Here is a 24,102-nt window from a genome sequence, read left to right as displayed (position 1 = left end):
GAGGTCATGCACCAGCTAGCGGCGAAGCTGGCGCTTGTCCAACTGGTCGTACACGGCCGACGCCACCCGCGACAGCTCATCCTTGGACACCCCGGCCGACAAGGCATAGCCGAAGGGCCCGTCTATCCAGTAGAAGACATTGATGCCGCCCTCGCGCGCGAAGCGGAAGGCCGTGTCCGGATTGCCGTCGCGCTCGGTGCTGACGTAAAGGGTCAGGCGCTGCCCGGCGGCGTCCTGGTACATGAACTGGGCCACCGGCCCTTCGCTGCCCGGCAGCAGGCGGCCGCCGACCAGTTCAAAGCCCAGCCCGCCCAGCTTGGGCGCCCGCACGTCCTGGCCCAGCCGCCGCGACAGCCAGGTGACGAGCTGCGTTTCCTGGTCCGCGCCGATCTCGACCGGTCGGCGCACGTCCGGACTGTAGACGGCATGGGCGATGGCGGCCTGCTGGGGCAATGACGGCCGCGCGTCGGCGACGGCCGACGCCTGGTAGCGGCCATGACCCCACCAGCCGGCCAGGCCGCCCAGCAGGGTCAGCATGACGCCGGCGGCGATGCGCAGGGCGGGCCGAGCCGACCCGCGTTGCCGGGCGCCCGGGGGAACCGCCGCGGCTTCCAGCGCGGGCGGGATCGGTTCGTCCAGTACGGGTTCGAACAGCCGTTGCAGCGCGCGCTTCTGTTCCTGCCAGGCGCGTACGCGCACGGCGGCGTCCGGATGGCCGGCAAGATGGGCCTCCACGTCGGCCCGCCGCGCGGGCGACAGCGCGCCATCGACGTAGGCATGCAGATCGGCTTCGGTGATGGGCATCATGGTTTCACTTGATCATCCGCAGTGTTCCGGCGGCGGGCGGCTGTCCGTCCAGGATCAGCCGCAGGCGCTCCCGCCCCCGCGACAGCCGGGACATGACGGTGCCCAGCGGGATGCCCAGGGTGTCCGCCACCTCCGTGTAGCGCATCCCTTCCAGCGCGACCAGCAGCAGGACCGCCCGCTGCTCTTCCGGCAACTGCGCCAGCGCGCTTTCCAGATCCTGGAGTTCGATGCCGTCCGCCTGCGTGGGCCGCGACGGCATATCGTCCAGGGTTTCGTTCCACGGCACCGTATTCAACCGCTGCCCCCGCAACTGGTCCACGCGCAGGTTGTGCATGATGGACAGCAGCCACGCGCCCAGGTCGCGCCCGGTGTGCCACGTGTGCAGGCGCGCCCACGCGCGTTCCAGGGTGTCCTGCACCAGATCGTCGGCCGCCGCGCGATCGCCCGCCAGCGCGCGGGCATAGCGCCGCAGACGCGGAAGCAGGGCGGTCACCGCGCGGCTGTCCATGGGCCGGTCAGGGCTTGGCGGTGTGCCACACGTTGTTGACGCCGTCGCCGGTCTTGTCGCCCGGCTTCTGGTCCTTGACCCAGAAGTACAGCGGCTTGCCCTTGTACGCCCACTGGGCCTTGCCGTCGTCGCGGGTGATGACCGTGTAGTCGCCCTCGGCCTTGTCCGAGGCCGCCGCCATCAGCGGCGGCCAGTTGGTCGCGCACGGGCCGTTGCACACGCTCTTGCCGCTGCCGGCGACGTCCTTGTCGAACACATAGAGCGTCATGCCGTTGCCGCCGGCCAGCACGCCGTCCTTTGCCTGGGCGGGGGCCGCCTGCACGGCCGACGAGCCGAACAGGGCCGCCGATGCCAGCAGCAGAGAGGGCAGAAGCGATGTTTTCCTGGCTACCATGGGATGCTCCTTGGTGGTTGATGAAGGGTGCTTGAACGGTATACGGGGGCGGGCCGTCCGGTATTCCCTTCGGAGGAAAAAATCTGCCCTGATTGTCCTCCTATTGCAGGCTGACGTTCGCCGATTGCACCGTGGCCTGCCACCGCCGCCCTTCGGTGTCCATGAAGGCGGCCATGTCCTCGGGCGTGCCGGGGCTGGGCGCCACGCCCAGTTCCTGCATGCGCCGCTTGGTGGCCGCTTCGCCCAGGACCGCGTTGATCTGCTCGTTCAAGGTGGCGATCACGCTGGCCGGGGTTCCCGCCGGCGCGAGCATACCGTACCAGGCGGGCGCGTCGAAGGCGGGCAGGCCGGCCTCGGCGAAGGTGGGGACGTCGGGCAGGTCGGCCAGGCGCGACTTGCCCGTGACCGCCAGCGCGCGGACCTTGCGGCCCTTGATCTGCGGCAGCGCCGACGGCGCCGTATCGAACATCATCTGCAGGCGCCCGCCTATCAGGTCGGTCATGGCGGGGCTGCTGCCCTTGTACGGAACGTGCTGCATGTCGCCGTGGATCAGGGACTTGAACAGTTCGCCCGACAGGTGCACCGAGGTTCCCGCGCCGCCGGAGCCGAAGTTGACGGTGCCGGGCTTGCCGCGGATCAGGTCAATGGCTTCCTTCAGCGTGCGCGCGGGGAACTGGTCCGCCACGATCAGCACGGTGGGCGACGTGGCGATCATGCCGACCGGCACGAAGTTCTTCTTCACGTCGTAGCCCAGGTCTTTGTACAGGTAGGGGTTGATGGACAGCGTGACCTGGCCGAACAGCAGCGTGTAGCCGTCGGCCGTCGCGCGCGCGGCGAGCTGGTTGCCGATGTTGGTGCCGGCGCCGGGCTTGTTCTCGATCACGAAGGTGCCGCCGGTGCGTTCGGACAGGCGCGAGGCGACATAGCGGGCGATGTTGTCGCTGCCTCCGCCGGGGGCGAAAGGCACGATGATCGTGACGGGCTTGTCGGGATAGGCGGCCTGGGCCGGGATGGTGGCGGTACCCAGGGCCGTGGTCAGGGCCGCGGCGAAAAGCGATGCGATCTTCATGGTGTCTCCTGCGTGTTCTTGGAATCGGGCAAGAGGCGAGGCGGCAGGGACCGCCACGCCGGGGTCAATGTTCGAGCTGCCTTGCGACGGCTTCGCCGAAGGCGCGGCATCCCAGCGTGCCGCCCAGGTCGGCCGTGCGGGTGGAGGGATCGGCCAGCACGGCGTCCACCGCCTGTTCGATGGCGGCGCCCGCCCGGGCGCAGGCCGCCGCGTCGCGATGTTCGCCCAGCCAGTTCAGCAGCATGGCCACGGACAGGATCATCGACGTCGGATTGGCCTTGTCCTGGCCCTGGATGTCGGGCGCCGAACCATGCTGGGCCTGCGCGCAGCAGAGCGTGTCGCCGGCCATCACGGACCCGGCCAGGCCCAGGCTGCCGGACAGCTCGCTGGCCAGGTCGGACAGGATGTCGCCGTAGAAATTGGTGGCGACGATGACGTCGAAGCGCGCGGGGTCGCGCACCAGGTAGGCGGTCGAGGCATCGACCAGCAGGTCGTCCAGCACGACGTCGGGGAAGTCCGCCGCGACCTTGCGCACTTCGCGCAGGAACAGGCCGTCGGTCATATGGAAGCTGTTGGCCTTGTGGATGGCGGTGACGCGCCCGCGCCGCTTGCGCGCCAGCTCGAAGGACCGGCGAGCGATGCGTTCGCTGCAATGGGCGGTGATCTTGCGCACTGAGATCGCCATGTCCGGCGAGGGCATCATCTCGCCCCAGCCCTGGTGCATGTTGCGGTCGGGATAGAAGCCTTCGGTGGCTTCGCGCATGATGACCAGGTCCATGCCGTGCGCGCCGCGGCCCAGGAAGGGCCGCGAGCGCGCGGGGCGCACGTTGGCGTAGAGGTCGAGGTCGCAGCGAAAGGCGGCCGAGATGTTGCGGCCGCCTTGCTCGGGCGCGGGATAGTCGGCATGGGACTGGGTGCCCAGGATGATGCCGTCGTAGCCGCGCGCCTGTTCGAGCACCGATTCGCGCAGCGTGGTGCCGTGTTTCTCCAGGCTGGCGAAGCCGACGTCTTCGTAGTCGAAGGCGAGGTCCAGGCCGTAGGCGCGATCGGCCTGCCGCAGGACGTCGATGGCGGAGGCGACGATCTCGGGGCCGATGCCGTCGCCGGGAAGTACGAGGAAACGCATGATGGTTGGCCTTGTTCGGGAAGATTATTGGTGTTCGGCCGACACGGGGCGGGTCTCGCCCGAGTCGGCCAGCGTGCGGGTGGCATCCAGCGCCGCGTAGATCCACAGGATGCGCATGGGCTGAGTGGCCGAGAGGTTGCGGAAGCGGTGTGGCACGTTGGGCGGGATGAAGGTCGCGTCCAGCGGCTTGAGCCGGTGTTCCTGGCCGTCGATGTCGAGCACGGCCTCGCCTTCGATCAGCACCACGCTTTCCTGGCAGTTGTGGCTGTGGAAGGGAATCTGCGCGCCGGGGCCGAAGCTCGTGTAGCCGGTGATGAAGCTGTCCGAGCCGACGGCGCGGCCGACCAGGGGTGTGGTCGAGGCGCCGCCGCCGCGGTCGTAGGTGGGCAGGGTGTCCAGCGCGAGCAGGGCCGCGCCGGAGGGAGTCTTGATGGTCATGGTTGTCGTCCTGGTGAGATTCAGGTGGCAGGGCCCACCCAGTAGGTCTTGATGTTGGTGAACTCGCGGATGCCGGCCGCGCCCAGTTCGCGGCCATAGCCCGATTGCTTGATGCCGCCGAACGGTAGCCGCGCGTCCGAGGCGACGATGCCGTTGACGAACACCGCGCCCGCGTCGATGCCTCGGGCCAGTTCGCGCGCGCCGTCCACGTTTCCCGTCCACAGTGCCGCGCCCAGGCCGAACTCGGTCGCGTTGGCCAGGGCGATGGCCGCCTCGGTATCGCGCACCCGCATGACGGCGGCCACGGGGCCGAAGGTTTCCTCGCAGCCCGCGGCCATGGCGGGAGTGACGTGGTCTAGGACGGTGGCCGGATAGAAGAACCCGGGGCCGTCGGGCATGCCGCCGCCCAGCTTCAGTTCGGCGCCCTGGGCGAGCGAGCGCTCGACCTGGTCGTGCAGCGCCGTGCGCAGGTTGGCGCGCGCCATGGGGCCCAGCCCGGTGCCGGCTTGCAGCGGATCGCCCATGGCCAGCGCGCCGGCATGCGCGCACAGCCGGGCCGAGAACTCGTCGGCCACGCGGCCGTCGACGATGAAGCGTTTGGCGGAAATGCAGCTCTGGCCCGTGTTCGAGAAGCGCGCCTTGGCCGCCGCGGCGGCGGCGCGCTCGACGTCGGCATCGGCCAGCACGATGAAGGGGTCCGAGCCGCCCAGTTCCAGCACCTGCTTCTTCATGGCGCGTCCGGCCTGCGCGGCCACCAGTTTGCCGACGGCGGTCGAGCCGGTCAGCGTGACGGCGGCGATGCGCGAGTCGTCGATCAGCGCGGCGACGCGTTCCGGTTCGATGAATACATTGCCGACCAGGCCGGGCATGTCGATGGCGTCGCGGAACAGTTCCTCCAGGGCCAGCGCGCACTGCGGCACGTTGCCCGCGTGCTTGAGCACCGCGCCGTTGCCGGCGCACAGCGTGGGCGCGGCGAAGCGCACGAACTGCCAGAACGGATAGTTCCACGGCATGATCGCCAGTACGACGCCCAGCGGATCGTAGGTGACCGCGCTGTAGCTGCCGTTGGCCGGAACGGGTTCGTCGGCCAGGAGGCGCGGTGCGTGGTCCGCGTAATGGTCGCAGGTCCACGCGGATTTCTCGATCTCGGCCAATGCTTCGGACAGGGGCTTGCCCATCTCCAGCGTGATCAGCCGCGCGTAGGCCTTTTTGCGCTGACGCAGCAATTCGCCCGCGCGGCGCATGCCCGCGCAGCGCGCCTCGATGGGCAGGGCGCGCCAGCGCGCCTGGGCCCGGGCCGCGGCATCCAGCACGGTATCGACGTGCGCCGGATCGTGCAGCGGGTACTGGGCGATGGCCTCGCCGGTGGCGGGGTTGATGGAAATCAGCATGTCGGGTCCTGTCTAGGAAGGCGAAGGGGCCGGCGCGCCGGGCACCGGGAATGCGTAAAGCCGGGCGGGGTTATCCACCAGAATGCGTTGCCAGTCGGCCGGATCCGGCAGCCAGCCGCGCAGGCGATCGAGCGCGGCGCCGGCGTTCTCGGACCGGAAGGGTTCGATGCGGTCGAGCCCGCCTTGCCGGACGCCGTGGCCGCCGGTATGGGGCCAGTCCGACGCCCACAGCAACCGGTCGGGGGCGGCGTCGGCCAAGCGGCGGGTGAACGCCGCCAGTTCGTCCAGGTGCGTGCCGTCCGGCGCGGCGCGATAGGGGGCCGACAGCTTTACGTACAGGGGAATGGCGCTCGCCAGGGCCACCACGGTGTCGGCCGGCTGGGCGGTCGCGGCGCCGGGATGCGCGCGCAAGCCGGCGAAATGATCCAGCACCACGGGAATTTCCAGCGCCGCCAGTGTTTCGGCCAGGGCGGCCACCCGGACGATGTCCGCATGCAATTGCAGGTGCCATCCCAGCGGCGCGATCCGGTCCCGGGCGCGCAGCAACTGGCTGGCGGCATCCGGTTCGTCGCCGCCCCGCACCGCCAGGTTCAGGCGCACGCCGCGCACGCCCTGTTCGTGCAAGGCCGTCAGGTCGAGCGGGAGGCCGGCGGGACCATCCAGCACCGCGACACCGCGCGCGCGGTCCGGCCCCAGCGTGCGCAGGCCTTCCAGCAGCGCGGCATGGTCCGAGGCATAGACGCTGGGCTGTACCAGCACCACGCGCGCCATGCCCAGCCGCGCCAGGAAGGCATTCAGGTCGCCGGTCCCCGCCGCGCCGGGGGTGTAGGCGCGATCCGCCGCATAGGGGTGGCGGCCGGGCGCGAACACGTGGACGTGGCAGTCGCAGGCCCCGCGGGGCGGCGGCACCGTGGGTGCCTCGACCGCCGCCAGCGAGACCCGGCCCGTGCCGGTGTCCATGCGCGTTTCGTTCATGCCTGGTCTTCCTGTTGTTTGGTATTTTATCGAATCATAGTACCAAAATAAAAAGGAAAACCAGATTTAAAAAGCTATTAATAGGTTCTTTTTGATTGTCAAATTCCAACTCGGGAAGGCGGTGGGCCGGCGTGTATGATTGCCGGAGCCTTCCCTTTCCCGCCCCTTCGTGACTCGACCCCTTACCGATACGCTCGCGGCTGACATCCACCGCTACATCGCCACCCAGGGCCTGGGAGCCGGGCAGCGCCTGCCCGAGCGCGCGCTGGCCGAACAATTCCGCGTGTCGCGCTCGCCCATACGCCGCGCGCTGGAGCGCCTGGCGGCCGAGCGGGTGGTCGAGGCGCGGCCCGAAGGCGGCTACGTGGTCACCGAGACGGCGCTACGGCTGCCCCGGGAACAGGCCGAAGAGGCCTATGGCGCCGCCGGCGAGGACGACGTCTATTTCCGCATCGCGCGCGAGCGGCTGGCGGGCCTCCTGCCCGACCGCTTCACCGAAAGCGAATTCATGCGCCGCTACGGCGTGACCCGGGGGGAACTGGCGGCCATCCTGCGGCGCATGGCGCAAGAGGGCTGGGCGGAACGGCTACCCGGCCACGGCTGGGCTTTCCTGCCCACGCTGGCCTCGGCCGAGGCCTATGGGCAGGGCTATCGGTTCAGGCTGATGCTGGAATCGGGCGGGATACTGGAACCCAGCTTCAAGCTCGATCGCGAAACGCTGCTGCAATGCCGCGCGGAACAGGAGGCGCTGGTCGCGGGCGCGGTCCACACCGCGTCGCCGGCCTATCTGTTCGATGCCAACAGCCGCCTGCACGAAACCATCGCGGCCTGTTCCGGCAATGCTTTCATCCTGGATTCGCTGAAGCGGCTGGACCGCCTGCGCCGCCTCATGGAATACCAGAAGGCGGTGGACCGCCAGCAGGCCGAGCGCCGCTGCCGGGAGCACCTGGTGTTGATCGACCTGTTGCTGTCGGGGCAGCGCGAGGCCGCCGCCGATTTCATGCGGGTGCACCTGCGGCAGGCGGCCATCGAGAAGCAGGCGGGGCCGGAGGAGATGGGCGGGGCCGGGGATTAGGGCCGGGCGATTCCCTGCAGCGCCTGGGTGGCCAGCTGCCCCGCCACGCGTTCCTTGAAATTCGCCGCTTCCGTCTCGCGCGGCCGGTACCAGACCGTGATCCAGTTGAGCATGCCCAGGATGCCCTTGGCGGCGATGGAGTCGTCGATCTGGGCAAACTGCCCGCTGGCGATGCCCGCGCGCACGGTCTGGCTGAACAGCCGTTCGTAAGCGTCGCGCATGGTGATGACCTCGGCCAGGGCCTCGCGCTCCATGGGGGTGGTGCTGACGGACTGGTGCAGTTCCACGCCCTGCACGGTTACCCGCTGGTAGTACAGCGCATCCATCATCAGGTGGGCGTGCAGGTAGGCCATGCGGTAGAGCTTCTGCGCCGGCTCCAGCGTGTCGTCGAAGGCCACGGGCGCCTGGGCCTTCAGGTTCATGATCATCGCCCGCTTGTGGACGGCGAAGAACAGCTCGGCCTTGCTGCGATAGTAGTAGTAGACGCTGCCCTTGGTGGCGCCGATCTGGTTGGCGATCACGTCGATGGAGGCAGCGGCGAAACCGTAGGCGGTGAATGCCCTGGCCGCGGCGTCGAGCACCTTGAGCTGGATGGGCGGCAGGGCCTCGTAGTCGATACCTACCCAGTTTTCAAGTTCGGGAGGAAGAGTCACTGTAGTCGCGGATTCCGCTGGCTGGACGAAGACCATGAATATAACGGCGTGGAGCGCTGCGTGTCCGGTCAGCCGAAGGCGGCGTCGTTGGCCGCGGGCCAGGGCGTGCTGCCCAATGCCGGCGCGGGCAGGCGGATGCTGGCCGGGGTGTCGGACAGCTTGATGGGAACGCCCGGCCCCGTGTAGCCGGGCGTGCGCACGACCATCTGGCGAAAGCGCGCGTGCTCCGACCGGGCCACGGTCTCGATGTCCAGGATGGGAGCCGCCGGCACGCCATCGGCCAGCAGGGCGGGCCCGAGTTCGTCGCCGTCCGCCTGGGCGAACGCCCGGGCCAGTTCGGTCTCCAGCGCCTCGCGATGCTCCACCCGCGCCCGGTTGGTGGCGAAACGCGGATCGGCCGGCAGGCCGGGAACGCCCAGCTTCGCGCATAGCCGGGCAAACAGCCGGTCGTTGGCCACCGCGATGAACAGCGGCGCGGTGCGTGTCCGGTAGACGTTGTAGGGGACGATGTTGGCGTGCCGGTTCCCCGACGGGCCGGGAACCTTGCCCGAGTGCAGGTAGTTGGTCAGGAAGGGGTGGGCCACCGCGACGGCGCTGTCGTACAGGCTGATGTCCGCCATCTGGCCGCGTCCGGTCCGGTGCCTGGCCTGCAAGGCCAGCAGCGCGGCCATGGCCGCGTTCATGCCGGTCGTCAGGTCCACCACCGGAACGCCGATGCGCACGGGTTCGCCGCCCAGGTCGCCGTTGATGGACAACAGGCCGGCCATGGCCTGGACCGCGGCATCGTAGCCGGGCAGTCCGCCGTAGGGGCCGTCGTCGCCGAAGCCGGTGATGCGGCAATGGACCAGGCGGGGATACCGCTGCGTGAACCACTGGGCATGGGGAATGCCCCAGGCGCGCAGCGTGCTCAACTTGAAGTTCTCGATCAGGACGTCGGCGGTTTCCAGCAGTTCGAACAGCTTTTCACGCTGCTCGGGCTGCCCGAGATCCAGCACGCAGCTGCGCTTGTTGCGGTTGACGGCGTTGAAGTAGGCCGAGCTGCCGTCGACGAAGGGCGGCCCGAAGCCGCGGCACTCGTCGCCGTCGGGGCTCTCGATCTTGATGACGTCGGCGCCGTGGTCGCCCAGTATCTGCGCGGCATAGGGGCCCGCCAGCACGCGGGCGGCATCGACCACTTTCAGGCCGGCCAGGGCGCCGGAGGGAACTTGCTTCATCGTCTCGTCCGTCATGGGGTCAGCGTATCGTCCACGCCAGCGAATGGCCGCCGCTTTCGTTTCTACCCGAATGGAAATCCAGTTCCAGGCGGCGGTTGTGGGCCTGCATGCATCCTTCCAGCAGCCCGTTCCAGGCCGGCCCCAGCGCCGGATGGCATTCCTCCAGTCCTGCCATGAAGGTCCAGCCGTCCTGGTGGACGTCGAGCGCGCCGTCGGCACGCCGTTCGACGCGGCTGTCGTCGCCATGGGCGGCCCCCAGGTCGGCGACGAAGCGCGCGAAACCCGCGGCGTCGGGCGTGTAGTCGCCACCCAGGTCGAGGGCGGTTTGATGATGGAACTGCATGCCTATCATGCGTCCCGCCATGCGCAGCCGGTGCGCGGCCTCGTCGGGGCCCCACAATTGCAGCGCGGTGGGAAAGGCCGAGCGCACGTATTCCATCGCGTAGTTCCGATGGGCCTTGGCCAGCCGCGCCGCCGGCCATTCGCGGGTGGGCAGGCGCGGGGCCTGTTCGGGGTCGAAGTCGGGCGCATCCTCGTGGCGGGCGAACCGCAGCCGTTCATGGGGCAGCAGGTCGTGGTCGTATTCGTAGTAATAGCCTTCCAGCCCGGACTGGCCGTCCGCGGTCTGCTTGGTGCAGACGAAGCCCAGGCGCGGGTTGCGCAGCATGACGCCGTTCTGCGCGTGCCAGCCCGTCAGCATGGCGCGGGAGACTTCCGGCGCAATGCCGCACAAGGCCGTGCCCGCCCAGATCCAGCGCGGCGCCGCGTAGCGTATCCACGCCTTGCGATCGGATTCGTACATGTATTCCACCGACACGCCGCCGATGTGATTGGACAGGTAGTGGTACTGCGCCGCCGCGACCGCATGGGGCAGGCCATCCAGTCCGAGTTTCTTCAATCCCGGCAGGAAGCGTTCCCGGCGCTGGCGGCAGAAGACCTCGTAGACGAATTCCGTGGCGCTGGCCGTGCCGTGCCGCGACGACACATACAGGACGATGCCGGTGAAGTAGGCGTGGTACAGCTCGGCCACGGCGCGCCAGGCTGCCGTCCGGGCGTCGCCGGTGGGGTCGTTTGTCATGGTTCTTCCTTCAGGCCTGGAGAAGGACGGTGGCCGGCACGGCTGCGCGCAGCCGGCCCTCGGCCTCGCGCTTGACCGCGCGCGCGATCACCAGCCGCTGGATTTCCGAGGTGCCCTCGTAGATTTCGGTAATGCGCTGGTCGCGGTAGCAGCGTTCGACGACGCTGGGCTTGACGTAGCCGCGCCCGCCCAGGATCTGCATGGCATCGTCGCAGATCGTGTGCGAGGCTTCGCTGGCGAAGAGCTTGGCCATCGCGCCCAGGGTGCTGATGTCCTGTCCCGCGTCGTAGGCCTTGGCCGCCTCGAACGTCATCATGCGCGCGGCCGAGAGCTGCGTGGCGGCATTGGCCAGCATGAAGCCGATACCCTGGTGATCCACGACCGCCCTCCCGAAAGTCCTGCGCGTGACGGCGAAGTCGCTGGCGGCGCGATAGCTGCAAAGCGCGATGCCCAGCGCCTGGGCCGCCACCACGACCCGGCCCACGTTCAGCGTCGACAGGGCGAGTTTCAGGCCCTGCCCCTCGTGGCCGATGATACTCGCGTGGGGAACCCAGCTGTCGACCTTGAAGTTGGTCGTGGTGGTGCCGCGTATGCCCATCTTGTCTTCATGGAAGTCCACCGTGGCGCCTTCGGTGTCGCGCGGCACCCAGAATGCGGTGATGTTGTTCCGGCTGCCCGGTTCGCCGGTCAGCGCGAACACGATGAAGTGCCTGGAGTGGCCGCCGTTGCCCAGCCAGCATTTTTCTCCCCGTATCCGCCAGCCCGCACCGTCGCGCACCGCCGTGGTCTGGATGGCCGCGGCGTCCGACCCGGCTCCCCGTTCGCTCAAGGCGAAGTTGACGGCCTCGCCCCGCCGGGCCAGGCCGCCCAGCAGTTCCTGCTTCTGTTCCTCGGTGCCGCCCAGCAGCACGGGAAAGGCGCCCAACGACAGCGCCGCCATGATGGCCGCGGTCGAGGCGCAGCCTTCCGCGATGGCTTCGACCACGGCCACGAGCGCGGTCAGCGTGGCGCCGCCGCCCCCGTACTGCTCGGGAATGAACAGGCCCGACACCCCCGATTCGCGCAAGGGGGCCAGATGTTCCACCGGGTAGCGCTGATCCCGGTCGATGGCGGCCGCCACGGGTTCGAAATGGCTGGCCGTCAGGTCCCGGGCAATCCGCTGCCAGTCTTGCTCCGTATCGCCCAGGGCGGGGCGCCAGATCGTTGTCATGCTGCTCTCCAGACGTATCGTTTTTAACATACTACCAAGTATTATTTTTTCTGGCGAGATTGGTTTAAGCAGATATATCGGCATATGAACGCGACTTTTAGTCTTGCAAAGACCGATCTCCATGTTCATACTACTCAGTATCTAAAAACTTGAAACGATGGGAAAAACGGTGGCGAGCCCATGAATGGACCGTTGAAGGATGTACGGGTGCTGGACATGACGGGCGCCCTGTCGGGCCCCGTGGCCACCCAGATCCTGGGCGACATGGGCGCCGACATCATCAAGATCGAACCGCCCGAGGGGGACAGCATCCGCGACCTGGGGCCATCCCGCCATGGCGGGATGGCCGCCATGTTCCTGCATACCAACCGCAGCAAGCGCAGCGTGGTGCTGGACCTGAAGGCCGAGGCCGGACGCCAGGCCTTCATGCGCCTGGCCGCGCAGGTCGACGTCGTCGTCTGCAACACCCGACCCAAGGCCATGGCGCGGCTGGGCCTGGCCTACGAGCACGTCGCGGCGGTCAATCCGCGCATCGTCTACGTGAACATCGTCGGCTACGGCCAGGGCGGCCCGTGCTCGGACAAGCCGGCGTACGACGACCTGATCCAGGCGGCGGCGGGGATCGCCTCGCTGCACGCGCCGCAGGATCCGCCGCGCTATGCGCCGGTCGCCTTCGCGGACCGCGTCTCCGGCCTGTTCGCCGCCAACGCGGTGCTGGGCGCGCTCTACCATCGTGCGATCACGGGGGAAGGGCAGCACATCGAAGTCCCCATGTTCGAATCGATCGCCTCGCTGGTGCTGGCCGACCACATGGGCGGCCTGACGTTCGAGCCGCCCATCGGCCCGCCGGTGTTCGAGCGCTACGCGTCGATCCGACGGCCCTTTCCCACGCGCGACGGATCGCTGTGCATGATGGTGCTGACCGATCGCCAGTGGCGTGCCTTCTTCGCGGCGGTCGGACGCGGGGAAGTCATGGACGACCCGCGCTTCAGCCGCATGGCCGCGCGCACCGGCAATCTCGATGCCCTGTACGCCATCGTGGGCGAGATCCTGGCCGCGCGCGGCACCGACGAATGGGTCGACCTGCTGGAGGCGGCCGACATCCCCGTCACGCGCATAGAAAGCATCGAGTCGCTGCTCGGCCACGCGCACCTGCGGGCGACCGGCTTCTTCGAGACGGCCGACCACCCCACCGAGGGACGGATACGAAGCATGGTCCGGACCAGCACCTGGTCGGCCACCCAGCCGGCGCCGACGCGTCCCGCGCCTCGCCTGGGCGAACACAGCCGCGAGGTTCTGCTGGAAGCCGGCTATGCACAAGAGGAGGTCGATGCCATGTTCGCCGCCGGAGCGGCCCGGGGGTGCGAAGCATGAAGGCAGTCGTTTGCAGACAGTACGGAGGCCCGGGCACGGCGGCGCTCGAAGACGTGGCGCCGCCCGGGATCCGACCGGGCGCGGTTCGCATTCGCGTGGAGGCCTGCGCCGCCAGTTTCGCCAGCCTGCTGGTGATGGAAGGCAAACACCAGAACCGCGCGCCGCTGCCGCTGATCCCGGGAACCGAGGTGGCGGGAGTGGTTACCGAACTCGGTGGCGGCACTTCGCACTTCCGCCTGGGAGACCGCGTGATCGCCGGTGTCCAGTCGGGCGGGTACGCGCAGGAAGTCGTGGTACCCGAGCAGACCGTCTTCCACTTGCCGCCGGCCATGGACTTTACCGTCGGCGCGCAGTTTCCCACGATATACGGCACGGCCTACGGCGCCTTGAAGTGGCGCGCGGCCCTCGCGCCCGGCGAGATCGTGCTGGTGCACGGCGCCGCCGGCGGCAGCGGGCTGGCGGCCGTGGAAGTGGCCAAGGCCCTGGGCGCCACCGTCATCGCGACCGCCGGCTCCCAGGCCAAGCGCGACATGGTCCTGCGACACGGCGCCGACCACGCCATCGACTATCGCGGCACGGACTGGCGCGAGCAGGTGCTGGCGCTGACCGGTGGGCGGGGCGCCGATGTCATCTACGATCCCGTGGGCGGCGAAACATTCGACACCTCGCTGCGCTGCATCGCGCCCGACGGCCGGATCGTCGTCATGGGATTCGCCAGCGGCACCATTCCCAGCATCCCGGCCAACATCGTCCTGGTCAAGAACATCAGCATCCTGGGCGTCTACTGGGGCTACTACTTCGGCTGGGGCCGGCATGCCGTGCCGCCGTCGAACGATACCCGGCTACGGCGGGCCTACGAGCAGCTCTTCGCCTGGACGCTGGAAGGAAAACTCAATCCGCGCGCGCATGCGGTACTGCCGCTGTCGCGCTTCGAAACCGCCCTCGAAATGATTGCCAGCCGGCAGGTCATGGGAAGGGTCATCATGCGGCCGCAGGAATAGCGGGACCTCCCGCCTGCAGCCACCTCCACAGCGCGCATCAGGAGACAACCATGCACAGACGCGTAACCATGATCGTCGCAGCGGCCCTCGCCGCCGCCAGCGTCGGCGCCCAGGCCCAGGACAAGTATCCCAGCCGTTCCATCGTGCTGATCTCGCCCTACCAGGCGGGCGGCACGACCGAGACGTTCGCCCGGCTCATCATGGACGACGTGGCCGCCATCCTGGGGCAGCCCATCGTCATCGAACAGAAGCCGGGCGCCGCCGGCACCATCGGCGCGCGGCTCGTGGCCAACGCCAAGGGCGACGGCTACACCCTGCTGGCCAACACCTCGCAGCACGTCATGTACGAAGGCATGTTCGCGAACCTGCCGTTCCAGCCGATGAAGGACTTCCGCCCGGTGGGCGTGCTCGGTTCGGCTCCCATCATCGTGGTCACGCGCGAAGGGTCGCCGTACAAGACCTTCCGCGATGTGCTGGAAGCGGCCAAGACCAAGGACATCACGTTCGCGTCCGGCGCGCAGGGTTCGCTGCCCCATCTGACCGGAGAGCGCGTCGCGGTCCAGGGCAATTTCCGCATGTCGCACGTGCCCTTCAGCGGGACCGCGCCGGCCTTGACCAACGTGCTGGGTGGCCACGTCGACCTGCTCTACTCGACGGCCGCCAGCGTCATGCCCCAGATCCGCGGTGGCAAGCTGCGCGCGTTGGCCGTTTCCACCAAGGACCGCATGAGCGAGCTGCCCGACGTGCCCACGATTGCCGAGTCCGGCATGCCGGGCTTCGACGTGACCGCCTGGTACGGCGTGTGGGCGCCCAAGGACACCAGCCAGGAGATCGTGGATGCCTTCAACAAGGCGATGCGCGAGGCCTCCACGCGGCCCGACGTGCTCAAGCGCATGGAAGCGGTAAGCGTGACGCCCAGCAGCCTGACCGCGCAGCAGTTCGCGGCATTTGCCGAAAGCGAGCGCAAGACCTGGCTGGAAGTCATGAAACGCGCCAACATGAAGCCGAGCAACTGACATGGCGCAGCCCGACGAAATCATCGTTCGCGTCGAGGACGCCGTGGCGTGGATCACCATCAACCGGCCGGAGCGCTTGAACGCGCTGGCCCGATCCACCTTCGCTCGACTGGTCGAGGTCTCGCTCGAGCTGGACCGGGACGCCGCCGTGCGGGTGGTGGTCTACACCGGCGCCGGCGAGCGTGCCTTCAGCGCCGGCGTGGATCTGAAGGAGCTGGATGGCGCCGGCAGGATGGAGCATCCGATGGGGGGGCCGGGCCGCAACCTGAACGAGGTCCTGCTCGAAATGTCCAAGCCGACGATCGCCGCGATCAACGGCGTGGCGGCGGGAGGCGGATGCGAACTGGCCCTGGCCTGCGACATCCGGCTGGCCGCCGACGGCGCGCGGATGGGATTGCCGGAGGCGCGCGTGGGCCTGGGCGCGAATTTCGGCAGCGTGGTGCTGCCCCGGCTCGTGCCGCGCGGCGCCGCGCTGGAACTGCTATTCACCGGTGAACTCATCGGCATGGACGAGGCCCTGCGCCTGGGATTGGTCAATCGTGTCTGCGCGGCGGCCGAACTGGCCGAGCGGACTCGCGCGCTGGCGCGCCGGATTGCCGACAACGCGCCGCTGTCGGTTCAGCGCATGAAGGCCATGGCCTCGAAAAGCCAGGGCCTGCCCATTGCCGCCGGCCTGCGGCTGTCCGCCGGTCCCAATCCCTACGACAGCGAGGATCGGCGGGAAGGCGCGCGCGCCTTCGTGGAAAAGCGCAAGCCCGTGTTCCTGGGGCGCTGAACGCCTCCAGGTGCGCCCCGGGTCCGCTACTTCTTGTCGGCCTTCACCGCCGCATGGTCCGCGGCGATGTCCTTCTTCTCGCCCTTGATCACCTGCTTGTCCTGGTAGACCTTCTCCGCGTCGGCCGAGGTCGCGGCCATGCGGCCGTGCTTGTCGTCCGAGCGCATCTGTGTCTGATCGTGGGCAAGCTTGGCCTTTTCGCCCTTGAGTTCGGCGCGGTCTTCCTTGCGCTGGGCCGAGTGGCGCTTCTCGTGCCGGATGTCCTTCTTCAGGGCCTGGATGTCCTGCTTGTCGTTGGTGACGCGCATGGAGTCGGGCGACTGGGCGGCCATCTCGCCATGCGCCTTGTCGGACTTGAGCCTGGCCTGGTCGGTGGCCAGTTGCGCCTTGTCGTGGGGCAGGGCGTTCTGGTCGGCCTTGAGCTGAGCCTGGTCCTCCTGGAGGCGCGCGGTCTGCGCCCAGGCGCCGGCGGAGCCGAGCGACATCATGGCGGCGATGGCAAGGGATGTAAGGTGCAGTGCGGTCTTCATCTTGGTGCTCCTTGAGCTTGGGAACGAGGGCCCCACGCTTGTCGGTGGGCCCTGGTTGCCAATCTAAGGAGCGCGGGGGCGGTGCGATAGTGCCGATGGTCATCTTTCGCGATGGCGCCGGTCACGAGTTCGCGTGCGGGCTACCGCTTTCTTGCCGCGCGCAGCGCGAGTTCCGTCCGGGTGTGGGCGTGCAGTTTTTCCATGATGCGGCTGACGTAGTTCTTCACGGTGCCTTCCGCCAGGAACACCGTCGCGCTGATCTGCTTGTTGGTCATGCCCTGGGCCAGCAGGTCCAGGACGCGATGTTCCTTTTCCGTCAGCGCTTCGTCGGGAACGGGCGGGGGCGAGCCGGCCGGGCGGGCTTGCGGCGGCGGATCCTCGCGTCCGGACAGCGCGCGCAACTGCGCCAGCACCTTGCGCGCGATGGTCGGCGACAGCCGCGACTCTCCCTGATGCACCGCCCTGACCGTCTCGAGCACGACGTCCTCGGTGGCATCCTTCAACAGGTAGGCGTGCGCGCCGGAACGGATGGCCTCGAAGACCAGTTCGTCGTCGTCGAAGGTGGTCAGGATGACGATGCGCACGTCGGGCAGACGGGTGGTGATCTCGCGGGTGGCCATGGCGCCGCTGACCCCCGGCATCTGCTGGTCCATGATGACGACCTGGGGCTGGAGCCGCAGGGCCAGGTCGATGGCCTCCTGGCCGTTGGCCGCCAACCCCACGACCTCGATGTCCGGCTCGGCCCCCAGCGTCATCGACAGCGCGCGCCGTATCAGGGGCTGGTCGTCGGCGATCAGCAGCCTCAGCTTGCTGGCGGCGGCGCGATCTTCTGGCGGCATGGTCAGGCCTGCGTGTCGGGGTCGTGCGGTTCGTCGGGCGACTGTCCGGGGCAGGTGTCGGGCGGGCCGGCCACCCCGAGCGCTGCATGCAGGGCGCCGGCTACCGGCGATGGCATGTGGGCCGTCAGGTATCGCAGCGTCGCGGCAACGGCCAACGACGCCTGCTCCGGGGGCAATTTAGCACTCCGGGAAACCGTATCCACGAGTTCATCCAGCATGGAACGCCACATGATGCACCGCGGCCTCGGGGCCGGTGGTTGGTGGTCGAAGACACAGCTTAGCGTCGGCCCGGCCCGTGCTCACAGTGCCGAAAGTCACTTTCGCCGGACGGGGGGCTCTGCGATACTCCTGGGCATCCGGGCATGGACACTCATCCATGAAAGAGGATTCGCCCTGGCAGCGCCTGAATCCCAGGTACAGCCTGTCGGCCGCCATCGGGTCGGTCGTGTTCGTCGTCGTGGTGATCGCCGCCGTGCTGGGCGCGGTCTTTTCGGCATCCCGGGCCGAGCAGCAGGCGCAGGACGACCACGAGCGGCTGCTGCGCCAGTTCGCGATGCAGATCATGGCCAACCTGCAATCGACACTGGCCGCGCGGATGTCCGTCATCAAGGCCGCCGCATCGCAGATCGGCGCGTCTTCCGACAACGGCCCCGGTGCGCTCAACCGGCACCTGGCCGCCATCTACCGGGAGTTCCCGGAGTTCTCGTCGCTGTCGGTGGCGGACGGGCGGGACCGGCGCGCCATGGACGCCTCGTCCAGCAGCCGTTCCGGCACGGCATTTTCTTTCGAGCCGGGCGGGGCGCCTCCTGCGGCCGACCTGCGGCCGGACGCCATCGAAATCGCCGTGCCGCTGCCACGCGGCGGCGGCCACGCGCCGGACGTGATCGTCGGCGCCTTGTCGTGGTCCTGGCTGGGCACGGTCCTGCACCACCTGGAACAGGGACTGAACACCGAACGGCGCGTCCAGGTTTCGCTTGGCGACAGGAATGGCCATGTGCTGATCGGTCCGGGCCGGCAGGGGGCCGCGGATGCCGATCGCCTGCTGGTGGGAGCCTATTCCGCGAACGTGCTTCCGGGCCGGGCCTTCGACTGGACCGTCACGGTCCGGCAAGACGCCAGCGTGGCCCTGGGCGCGGCGCGGCGGACGCGCGACATCGTGTTCGTGGCGACCTTCCTGTCGGGCCTGCTGGCCGCGCTGCTGGCGGCCTGGGCCACCCACGTGCTGCTGCGTCCGCTACGGCGCCTGGCCGGACAGGCACAGGCGGTGCAGCAGGGCCGGCGGGGCGCGCTGGACGCGGTGCGCGGGGTCGACGAGGTCGCGCACATCGGCAACACGCTGGCTGCCACGCTGCAAAGGCTGGGCGAGGAAAAGCAGGCGCTGCTGCAACTGAACGCGGAACTCGACCTGCGCGTGGCCGACCGCACCGCCCGCATCGAGCGGATGGCCGAGGAGGCCCGGCAGGCGGCCATCGGCCGCGAGCGCCTGCGCATGGCCCGCGACCTGCACGACACGCTGGCGCAGTCCTTGATGGCGGTGCTGACGCAGTTGCGGATGATCCGCAAGCTGGGCGCGCGGATGTCGCCCGACGAACTGGACGCGGAGCTGTCCAGCGCCGAGACCGTTGCCGGCAGCGGCCTGGACGAGGCCCGCGCCGCGATCAAGCAGATGCGCCACAACGGCGTGCGCGAACTGGGGCTGGGCGCGGCGCTGGCCGAGCTGGCGGACCGCTTCGAGCGCCGCACCGGTGTGTCCACCGTCCTGGCCAAGGACGAGCGGGCCGCCGCGCTGGCCGGCGAGCGCGCCGAGGTGGCGTTCCGCATCGCCGAGGAAGCCTTGCGCAACATCGAGCGCCATGCGCGCGCCAGTCGGGTTTCGATCACCCTGTCGATGGCAGCCGCGACCGATCCGGCCTTGCCCGCGCTGTCGGCGGTTCGCCTGGAAGTGGTGGACGACGGCGTTGGTTTCGACCCCGCGGTTCCGGTGCCCGGCCACTACGGCCTGCGCGGGATCGCCGAACAGGCGGCGCTGATGCAGGCGCGCCTGGAGGTCCGCAGCCGGCCCGGGCGGGGAACGCGCATCCTGCTGGAGCTGGATCCCTGATCCGCCGGCCGATCTGTGCGAGCATGGTGCCTGGACGACACACGCCAAGGAGGCACCACGGGTGGATGCACTGAGCCCTTCTCTCTGGATCGCCGTGGCGGCGATCATTCTTGCCGTTCCCGGACTCGGCATGGCTTTCGGGTCGCGCGGGCTGCGGCCATTGAGGCGCCTGCTGGGGCTGGCGCTGGTTGCCCTGAGCCTGGTATCCGGGCTGCTGGCCTTCACGGTGTACCGCTACCTGCAATTGTTCGAAGACCGGCAGGTGGCCATCATCGAACTCAAACAGGAAGGCCCGCAGCGCTTCCGCGCCACCGTCGTGCTGCCGCCCGGACCGGCGGGCGCGCCCCAGGGCGAGCGCCAGTTCGTGCTGTCGGGCGATGCGTGGCAGATCGATGCGCGTGTGCTGCGCTGGCGGCTGCCGGCGGCACTGGCCGGGGTGCCTTCGTTGTACCGCCTGGACCGCATCGGCGGACGCTACGACGACATCGAGCGTGAACGCAGCGTCCTGCGCACCGTGTACGCGCTGGACGACGACCCGCGCCTGCCCGACCTGTGGGTGCTGAAGCGCGAGTTCTCGCGCTGGCTGCCTTACGTCGATGCCGAGTACGGCAGCGCCACCTTCATGCCCATGTTCGACGGCGCGCGCTACGAAGTGTTGTTCAACGACCGCGGCGGCCTGCTGGCCAAACCGGCGGACGAGGCCACGGCGGCGCGCCTGCGGCAGGGCTGAGCACCGGGGGGAGGGCCGGACATCCGAGCGATCGGGTGTGTTCGTCAAATGGTTGACTCATACAACTCGTGTCAATAAACTACTATCAAGCCCGGGATGCCGGGACGAGTCGTCGCCTATCGCCCACGCAGGAGCCACCATGTCCTCCCTATTCCGGTCCAGGCTTTACCTCCGCGGCCGCCGCCGCATGCTCCGCCTGGTCATGGCGGCGCTCCTGCCGTCCTGTCTGCTGCTGACCGCGCCTAGCGCGCGGGCCCAGGACGCCGACCGCTATCCGTCCCATCCGGTTCGCATCGTCGTCGGCTTTCCCGCCGGCGGCTCGTCCGACATGGCGGCGCGCATCGTGGCCGAGGGCATGAACGCCGAATGGAGCACGCCGGTCTTCGTCGACAACCGTCCGGGCGCCGGCAGCACCATCGGGGCGGCCTACGTCGCGGCGGCGCAGCCCGACGGCTACACGCTGCTGTTGATCGGCCCCGGTACGCACGCCGTGACCTCGGCCATGTATCCCAACCTGTCCTACGACGCCATCAAGAGCTTTGCCAGCGTCATCCAGATCGCCAAGGGACCGTACTTCGTGCTGGTCAACGCCACGTCCGGCATCAAGACGATGGACGAGCTGGTCCAGCGCGCCCGGGCGTCGGCGCGGCCCATCAGCTATGCCTCCACCGGCAAGGGGTCGGGGTCGCATTTCGTGGCCGAGTCGCTGTCCAAGGCCATCGGCGCGCGCCTGCTGCACGTGCCCTACGCCGGCGCCGCGCCCGCCACGCTGGCCCTGCTGGCGGGTCAGGTGGATTTCGCGATCAGCGACATGTCGGCCATGACCCACATGCAGAGCGGCAAGCTGCGCGCGCTGGCCGTCACGACGCCCGAACGGCTGCCCTTGTTCCGCAACATTCCCACGCTGGCCGAAGCCGGCGTGCAAGGCGTCAGCTACACGTTGTCGGTCGGCCTGGTCGCGCCCGCCGGCACGCCCGCCGGCGTCATCCGCAAGATCAACGCCACGGTCGAGCGCGTGCTGCGCAAGGACGAGGCACGCAGGAAGCTCGAGGCGCTGGGATTCGAACCCGCCCCGACCACGCCCGAAGCCTTCGCGGCCAGCATCGCCAGCGACGTGTCGCGCTTCTCGGCGTTCGTCGAACAGGCCGGGCTCAGGCTACAGCAATGACAACGGGCGGCCAGGGCGCCGTCCCGAACAGAGAAAGCGAGGAGAACATGGCCACCGCCAACAACGTGGAACCTTTGCGCGCCAGGAAGGCGAATCGCATCGACTGCGCGCCCACCGGACCGGGTACGCCGGCCGGCAACTATCTGCGCAGCTTCTGGCAGCCGGTCTATCACGGCGCCGACTTGGCGCCGGGCCAGGCGGTGCCGCTGCGCATCATGAGCGTGGACTACACGCTCTACCGCTCGGCCGGCGGACAGGTGCACCTGACCCAGGGCCGCTGCCCGCACCGGGGCACGCAATTGTCCACCGGCTGGGTGGAAGGCGATGAACTGCGCTGCTTCTACCATGGCTGGAAATTCGATGCCGCCGGCAAATGCGTCGAGCAGCCGGCCGAGCAATCCGCGTTCATCGACCGGATCTCGCTCCAGACCTGGCCCACGCGCGAGTACCTGGGACTGGTCTTCGCCTACCTGGGCACGGGCCAGGCGCCCGACTTCCCCCGCTACCCGCAGTTCGAGCAGTTCCGCGGCCTGCTGGAAATCGATTCGTACTCGCGCGACTGCAACTATTTCCAGAATCTGGAGAACGCGCTCGACATGGCCCACGTGGGGTTCGTGCACGGCGACAACCGGGCCTCGTTCGAGGGCATCGGGCTGGGCAAGCAACTCCAGGCGGTCGAATCGGACTGGGGCATCACCTATACCTTCCTGCGCGGCGACGGCGCGCGGCGCGTGCAGCAGTTCGGCATGCCCAACATCTTCTACATGACCGCGCTGCCGAACGAACCCGACGTGGACTGGCAGGAGTCGCTGTTCTGGTGGGTGCCCATCGACGATGCGCGCCACATGCAGTTCAGCCTGCACCGCGTGCCCATCCGCGACGAAGCCATGATCCGCTTCAAGCAGCGCCGCGAACAGCGCCGGTCCGAGATCGACATTGCCCACCAGGACCTGTGCGAGGACATCCTGGATGGCGTCGCCCGCCTTCAGGACGCCGATCCCCGCCGCGTGGACATGGTCCGTCTGCAGGACGACATCGCCCAGATCGGCCAGGGGCGGCTGGCCGACCGCGACGACGAACGGCTGGGCCGTTCCGACATCGGCGTGGCCGTGACGCGGCGGATCTGGGCGCGCGAGATGACGGCCTTCCTGGAAGGGCAGCCGCTCAAGGCCTGGACCCAGACCGCCGACATCGTGCCGCGGGTGTGGGGTCTGTCTCAAGACGGCGAGAAGGCCATGGGCCGCGCCGAACCGGGCCACGAGGCCGAGATCATCGACATCCGGCCCTTCGTCGAGATCCAGGTCCAACTGAAGGCGCTGCACGGCGCCGCCACCCGCCGCTGACGCGCGGACAGGAGCACGCCATGACGCAAGCGGATGCGGCCACGCCGCCGACCCTGACGCTGAAGGAGCGCGACCGCCGCTGGAGCGGGCTGCGCGCGCGGATGCGGGAACGCGGGATCGACGCCATCGTGGTGGGAAGCTTCCAGGGGCGCGAGCGCCTGGAAAGCTATCTGATCGACGATTTCCTCGACTCGGTCGTCGTGCTGACCCACGACGACGATGCCATCGTGATGACCTTCGGCCCGGGCCGCGTGTCGCGTGCCTTCGAAAGCCAGCGGCGCGGCATCCCGCTGTGGACCACCGATTTCCGCATCGGCATGGGCGGCGCCAAGACGGCCGAAGCCCTGCTCGACAAGGGGTTGGGCAAGGGCGTGATCGGCCTGGTGGGCCGGGGGCCCACCGCGCCCGGCGAAGCCGAGGGCCTGATGCCGCTGGGTTTTCACACCAACCTGCTGCGTGCGCTGCCCCAGGCGCAATTCCGCGATTTCACGCGCGACTTCACCGACTTCATGCTGGTCAAGAGTGACGACGAACTACGCCTGCTGCGCCACGCCGCCCAGGTCAGCGAAAAGGCCTGCGTCGCGATGGCGCAGGCGTGCCGGCCGGGTGTCAGCGAGGCCGAGGTCTATGCCGAGATCCTGCGCGAAATCCACCGCAACGGCTGCGACGTGCGCTACCCCTTCCTGAGCCTGCAATCGGGCGTCGACAACATCGGCTGGGGCGCGCCGCGCTGGACGCTGCGGGCCGAGCCGCCCCGCGTGCTGCGCACCGGCGACGTCGTCCAGGCCGAGATCCACACGACCTACGGCGGCCAGGAGGCCCAGGTCCAGATGTGCGTCGCGCTCGATCCCATCGACGCGGAACTGCAACGCTGCGAATCGGTGGCGCGGCGGGCCTACGAAGCGGGACTGCGCGCGGTCCGGCCCGGCGTCACCTTCGGCGAAGTCGTCGCCGCGATGGAACAGCCGATCGCCGCCAGCGGCTGCTGGAGCAAGACCCCGCTGCTGCACACGCTGACCTTCGGCTCCACCGGCTTCACCCCCGTCAACCGCGCCCAACTGGCCGGCACCTTCGAGGAACGGATAGAAGGGTGGGCGACCCCGGGCGTGCGCCGGGCGGACCTGGTGATGGAAGAAGGCATGAGCCTGGAGCTGGAACCCAACGCCTGCATCGGCCTGCGCCGCGTCAACATCGGCGCTGGCGTCGTGGTGGGCCGCTCCGGTCCGGAGGAACTCAACGACGTGCCGACCCGCGTCTGGCACGTCGCCGCCTGAGGCGCGCGCGGCC

At 69.0% G+C, this 24,102-nt stretch carries 25 protein-coding genes; 10 read left to right on the top strand and 15 right to left on the bottom strand.

What is annotated here, in order from left to right; translation table 11 throughout:
- Positions 1 to 15: 15 nt before the first annotated feature.
- The 8 genes from WKR98_RS03305 to WKR98_RS03270 form a co-directional block, all read right to left on the bottom strand.
- Positions 16 to 807: an anti-sigma factor family protein gene (locus WKR98_RS03305; protein ID WP_124691856.1), complete on the bottom strand. Its 792-nt coding sequence runs from the start codon at positions 805 to 807 to the stop codon at positions 16 to 18.
- 4 nt (positions 808 to 811) lie between these two features.
- Entirely contained in the window at positions 812 to 1,315 is a 504-nt protein-coding gene (locus tag WKR98_RS03300) for a sigma-70 family RNA polymerase sigma factor (RefSeq protein ID WP_124691855.1), read from the bottom strand.
- 7 nt (positions 1,316 to 1,322) lie between these two features.
- Complete coding sequence (locus tag WKR98_RS03295; RefSeq protein ID WP_124691854.1) at positions 1,323 to 1,709, bottom strand: COG4315 family predicted lipoprotein; 387 nt, start codon at positions 1,707 to 1,709, stop codon at positions 1,323 to 1,325.
- Between the two features lie 100 nt (positions 1,710 to 1,809).
- A complete protein-coding gene (locus tag WKR98_RS03290; RefSeq protein WP_124691853.1) occupies positions 1,810 to 2,778 on the bottom strand; it encodes a Bug family tripartite tricarboxylate transporter substrate binding protein in 969 nt (322 codons plus the stop codon).
- A gap of 64 nt (positions 2,779 to 2,842) precedes the next feature.
- On the bottom strand, positions 2,843 to 3,904 hold the full coding sequence (locus WKR98_RS03285; protein ID WP_124691852.1) for an isocitrate/isopropylmalate dehydrogenase family protein: 1,062 nt from the start codon (positions 3,902 to 3,904) through the stop codon (positions 2,843 to 2,845).
- A gap of 24 nt (positions 3,905 to 3,928) precedes the next feature.
- On the bottom strand, positions 3,929 to 4,342 hold the full coding sequence (locus tag WKR98_RS03280; protein WP_124691851.1) for a cupin domain-containing protein: 414 nt from the start codon (positions 4,340 to 4,342) through the stop codon (positions 3,929 to 3,931).
- A 20-nt stretch (positions 4,343 to 4,362) separates the two neighbouring features.
- The gene (locus tag WKR98_RS03275; protein ID WP_341432051.1) at positions 4,363 to 5,733 is read right to left on the bottom strand and encodes an NAD-dependent succinate-semialdehyde dehydrogenase; all 1,371 of its coding nucleotides are present in this window, start codon (positions 5,731 to 5,733) and stop codon (positions 4,363 to 4,365) included.
- A 12-nt stretch (positions 5,734 to 5,745) separates the two neighbouring features.
- The gene (locus tag WKR98_RS03270) at positions 5,746 to 6,708 is read right to left on the bottom strand and encodes an amidohydrolase family protein (RefSeq protein WP_124691849.1); all 963 of its coding nucleotides are present in this window, start codon (positions 6,706 to 6,708) and stop codon (positions 5,746 to 5,748) included.
- Positions 6,709 to 6,877: 169 nt separating this feature from the next.
- On the opposite strand from WKR98_RS03270, the gene WKR98_RS03265 reads away from it, so the two are divergent.
- The gene (locus WKR98_RS03265) at positions 6,878 to 7,783 is read left to right on the top strand and encodes a GntR family transcriptional regulator (RefSeq protein WP_124691848.1); all 906 of its coding nucleotides are present in this window, start codon (positions 6,878 to 6,880) and stop codon (positions 7,781 to 7,783) included.
- Here the strand turns inward: WKR98_RS03265 and WKR98_RS03260 are convergent.
- Genes WKR98_RS03260 through WKR98_RS03245 form a run of 4 tightly spaced genes read right to left on the bottom strand, consistent with a single transcriptional unit; the run spans position 7,780 to position 11,938 of the window.
- A complete protein-coding gene (locus WKR98_RS03260) occupies positions 7,780 to 8,472 on the bottom strand; it encodes a TetR/AcrR family transcriptional regulator (RefSeq protein WP_445936069.1) in 693 nt (230 codons plus the stop codon). The two genes, WKR98_RS03265 and WKR98_RS03260, sit on opposite strands and share 4 nt — an antisense overlap.
- Before the next feature lie 32 nt (positions 8,473 to 8,504).
- Positions 8,505 to 9,650: a CaiB/BaiF CoA transferase family protein gene (locus tag WKR98_RS03255; protein WP_124691846.1), complete on the bottom strand. Its 1,146-nt coding sequence runs from the start codon at positions 9,648 to 9,650 to the stop codon at positions 8,505 to 8,507.
- Between the two features lie 19 nt (positions 9,651 to 9,669).
- Entirely contained in the window at positions 9,670 to 10,728 is a 1,059-nt protein-coding gene (locus tag WKR98_RS03250) for a hypothetical protein (RefSeq protein ID WP_341432049.1), read from the bottom strand.
- 10 nt (positions 10,729 to 10,738) lie between these two features.
- On the bottom strand, positions 10,739 to 11,938 hold the full coding sequence (locus WKR98_RS03245; RefSeq protein WP_341432048.1) for an acyl-CoA dehydrogenase family protein: 1,200 nt from the start codon (positions 11,936 to 11,938) through the stop codon (positions 10,739 to 10,741).
- A gap of 180 nt (positions 11,939 to 12,118) precedes the next feature.
- Between WKR98_RS03245 and WKR98_RS03240 the strand changes: the two genes are divergently transcribed.
- From WKR98_RS03240 to WKR98_RS03225, 4 genes are read left to right on the top strand one after another with little or no spacing between them, the layout of a single operon-like run.
- Positions 12,119 to 13,312, top strand: coding sequence for a CaiB/BaiF CoA transferase family protein (locus WKR98_RS03240; RefSeq protein WP_341432047.1), 1,194 nt, complete (start codon positions 12,119 to 12,121; stop codon positions 13,310 to 13,312).
- Positions 13,309 to 14,313, top strand: a complete 1,005-nt coding sequence (locus WKR98_RS03235; protein WP_124691842.1) for an NADPH:quinone oxidoreductase family protein — start codon at positions 13,309 to 13,311, stop codon at positions 14,311 to 14,313. Before WKR98_RS03240 ends, WKR98_RS03235 begins: the two co-directional genes overlap by 4 nt.
- Before the next feature lie 50 nt (positions 14,314 to 14,363).
- On the top strand, positions 14,364 to 15,329 hold the full coding sequence (locus WKR98_RS03230; protein WP_124691841.1) for a Bug family tripartite tricarboxylate transporter substrate binding protein: 966 nt from the start codon (positions 14,364 to 14,366) through the stop codon (positions 15,327 to 15,329).
- Between the two features lies 1 nt (position 15,330).
- Positions 15,331 to 16,104 (top strand): enoyl-CoA hydratase/isomerase family protein, encoded by a 774-nt coding sequence (locus WKR98_RS03225; protein WP_124691840.1) that lies wholly within the window; start codon positions 15,331 to 15,333, stop codon positions 16,102 to 16,104.
- A 26-nt stretch (positions 16,105 to 16,130) separates the two neighbouring features.
- Here the strand turns inward: WKR98_RS03225 and WKR98_RS03220 are convergent, their stop codons facing one another.
- The 3 genes from WKR98_RS03220 to WKR98_RS03210 form a co-directional block, all read right to left on the bottom strand.
- Positions 16,131 to 16,634, bottom strand: a complete 504-nt coding sequence (locus WKR98_RS03220; RefSeq protein WP_341432046.1) for a hypothetical protein — start codon at positions 16,632 to 16,634, stop codon at positions 16,131 to 16,133.
- A 140-nt stretch (positions 16,635 to 16,774) separates the two neighbouring features.
- Entirely contained in the window at positions 16,775 to 17,473 is a 699-nt protein-coding gene (locus WKR98_RS03215; RefSeq protein WP_341432045.1) for a response regulator transcription factor, read from the bottom strand.
- A gap of 2 nt (positions 17,474 to 17,475) precedes the next feature.
- On the bottom strand, positions 17,476 to 17,649 hold the full coding sequence (locus WKR98_RS03210) for a hypothetical protein (RefSeq protein WP_341432044.1): 174 nt from the start codon (positions 17,647 to 17,649) through the stop codon (positions 17,476 to 17,478).
- Between the two features lie 200 nt (positions 17,650 to 17,849).
- Here WKR98_RS03210 and WKR98_RS03205 point away from each other — a divergent pair, with 200 nt between their 5' ends.
- The 5 genes from WKR98_RS03205 (at position 17,850) to WKR98_RS03185 (ending at position 24,089) form a co-directional block, all read left to right on the top strand.
- Positions 17,850 to 19,574 carry a histidine kinase gene (locus WKR98_RS03205; protein WP_341432043.1) on the top strand — a complete coding sequence of 575 codons (1,725 nt, stop codon included), beginning with the start codon at positions 17,850 to 17,852 and terminating at the stop codon, positions 19,572 to 19,574.
- A gap of 130 nt (positions 19,575 to 19,704) precedes the next feature.
- A complete protein-coding gene (locus tag WKR98_RS03200) occupies positions 19,705 to 20,304 on the top strand; it encodes a hypothetical protein (protein WP_445936089.1) in 600 nt (199 codons plus the stop codon).
- Positions 20,305 to 20,443: 139 nt separating this feature from the next.
- Positions 20,444 to 21,472, top strand: a complete 1,029-nt coding sequence (locus WKR98_RS03195; protein WP_341432041.1) for a Bug family tripartite tricarboxylate transporter substrate binding protein — start codon at positions 20,444 to 20,446, stop codon at positions 21,470 to 21,472.
- A gap of 47 nt (positions 21,473 to 21,519) precedes the next feature.
- Positions 21,520 to 22,815 carry a Rieske 2Fe-2S domain-containing protein gene (locus tag WKR98_RS03190; protein WP_341432040.1) on the top strand — a complete coding sequence of 432 codons (1,296 nt, stop codon included), beginning with the start codon at positions 21,520 to 21,522 and terminating at the stop codon, positions 22,813 to 22,815.
- Positions 22,816 to 22,835: 20 nt separating this feature from the next.
- The gene (locus WKR98_RS03185) at positions 22,836 to 24,089 is read left to right on the top strand and encodes a M24 family metallopeptidase (RefSeq protein WP_341432039.1); all 1,254 of its coding nucleotides are present in this window, start codon (positions 22,836 to 22,838) and stop codon (positions 24,087 to 24,089) included.
- The last annotated feature ends 13 nt before the right edge of the window (positions 24,090 to 24,102 follow it).

Source organism: Pigmentiphaga sp. YJ18 (genome assembly GCF_038066655.1).
Lineage (GTDB): Bacteria > Pseudomonadota > Gammaproteobacteria > Burkholderiales > Burkholderiaceae_B > Pigmentiphaga.
Note: the sequence above shows the minus strand (reverse complement) of the source record. Positions and strands in the feature narration are given on the sequence as shown.

Excerpts from the sequence above, each read along its gene's own strand:
- WKR98_RS03220 (WP_341432046.1), bottom strand. The coding sequence starts at position 16,634 with ATGAAGACCGCACTGCACCTTACATCCCTTGCCATCGCCGCCATGATG.
- WKR98_RS03290 (WP_124691853.1), bottom strand. The coding sequence starts at position 2,778 with ATGAAGATCGCATCGCTTTTCGCCGCGGCCCTGACCACGGCCCTGGGT.
- WKR98_RS03260 (WP_445936069.1), bottom strand. The coding sequence starts at position 8,472 with ATGGTCTTCGTCCAGCCAGCGGAATCCGCGACTACAGTGACTCTTCCT.
- WKR98_RS03275 (WP_341432051.1), bottom strand. The coding sequence starts at position 5,733 with ATGCTGATTTCCATCAACCCCGCCACCGGCGAGGCCATCGCCCAGTAC.
- WKR98_RS03200 (WP_445936089.1), top strand. The coding sequence starts at position 19,705 with ATGGCTTTCGGGTCGCGCGGGCTGCGGCCATTGAGGCGCCTGCTGGGG.
- WKR98_RS03300 (WP_124691855.1), bottom strand. The coding sequence starts at position 1,315 with ATGGACAGCCGCGCGGTGACCGCCCTGCTTCCGCGTCTGCGGCGCTAT.
- WKR98_RS03255 (WP_124691846.1), bottom strand. The coding sequence starts at position 9,650 with ATGAAGCAAGTTCCCTCCGGCGCCCTGGCCGGCCTGAAAGTGGTCGAT.
- WKR98_RS03195 (WP_341432041.1), top strand. The coding sequence starts at position 20,444 with ATGTCCTCCCTATTCCGGTCCAGGCTTTACCTCCGCGGCCGCCGCCGC.
- WKR98_RS03205 (WP_341432043.1), top strand. The coding sequence starts at position 17,850 with ATGAAAGAGGATTCGCCCTGGCAGCGCCTGAATCCCAGGTACAGCCTG.
- WKR98_RS03240 (WP_341432047.1), top strand. The coding sequence starts at position 12,119 with ATGAATGGACCGTTGAAGGATGTACGGGTGCTGGACATGACGGGCGCC.
- WKR98_RS03280 (WP_124691851.1), bottom strand. The coding sequence starts at position 4,342 with ATGACCATCAAGACTCCCTCCGGCGCGGCCCTGCTCGCGCTGGACACC.
- WKR98_RS03225 (WP_124691840.1), top strand. The coding sequence starts at position 15,331 with ATGGCGCAGCCCGACGAAATCATCGTTCGCGTCGAGGACGCCGTGGCG.
- WKR98_RS03215 (WP_341432045.1), bottom strand. The coding sequence starts at position 17,473 with ATGCCGCCAGAAGATCGCGCCGCCGCCAGCAAGCTGAGGCTGCTGATC.
- WKR98_RS03245 (WP_341432048.1), bottom strand. The coding sequence starts at position 11,938 with ATGACAACGATCTGGCGCCCCGCCCTGGGCGATACGGAGCAAGACTGG.
- WKR98_RS03295 (WP_124691854.1), bottom strand. The coding sequence starts at position 1,709 with ATGGTAGCCAGGAAAACATCGCTTCTGCCCTCTCTGCTGCTGGCATCG.
- WKR98_RS03190 (WP_341432040.1), top strand. The coding sequence starts at position 21,520 with ATGGCCACCGCCAACAACGTGGAACCTTTGCGCGCCAGGAAGGCGAAT.
- WKR98_RS03230 (WP_124691841.1), top strand. The coding sequence starts at position 14,364 with ATGCACAGACGCGTAACCATGATCGTCGCAGCGGCCCTCGCCGCCGCC.
- WKR98_RS03305 (WP_124691856.1), bottom strand. The coding sequence starts at position 807 with ATGATGCCCATCACCGAAGCCGATCTGCATGCCTACGTCGATGGCGCG.
- WKR98_RS03235 (WP_124691842.1), top strand. The coding sequence starts at position 13,309 with ATGAAGGCAGTCGTTTGCAGACAGTACGGAGGCCCGGGCACGGCGGCG.
- WKR98_RS03270 (WP_124691849.1), bottom strand. The coding sequence starts at position 6,708 with ATGAACGAAACGCGCATGGACACCGGCACGGGCCGGGTCTCGCTGGCG.
- WKR98_RS03250 (WP_341432049.1), bottom strand. The coding sequence starts at position 10,728 with ATGACAAACGACCCCACCGGCGACGCCCGGACGGCAGCCTGGCGCGCC.
- WKR98_RS03285 (WP_124691852.1), bottom strand. The coding sequence starts at position 3,904 with ATGCGTTTCCTCGTACTTCCCGGCGACGGCATCGGCCCCGAGATCGTC.
- WKR98_RS03185 (WP_341432039.1), top strand. The coding sequence starts at position 22,836 with ATGACGCAAGCGGATGCGGCCACGCCGCCGACCCTGACGCTGAAGGAG.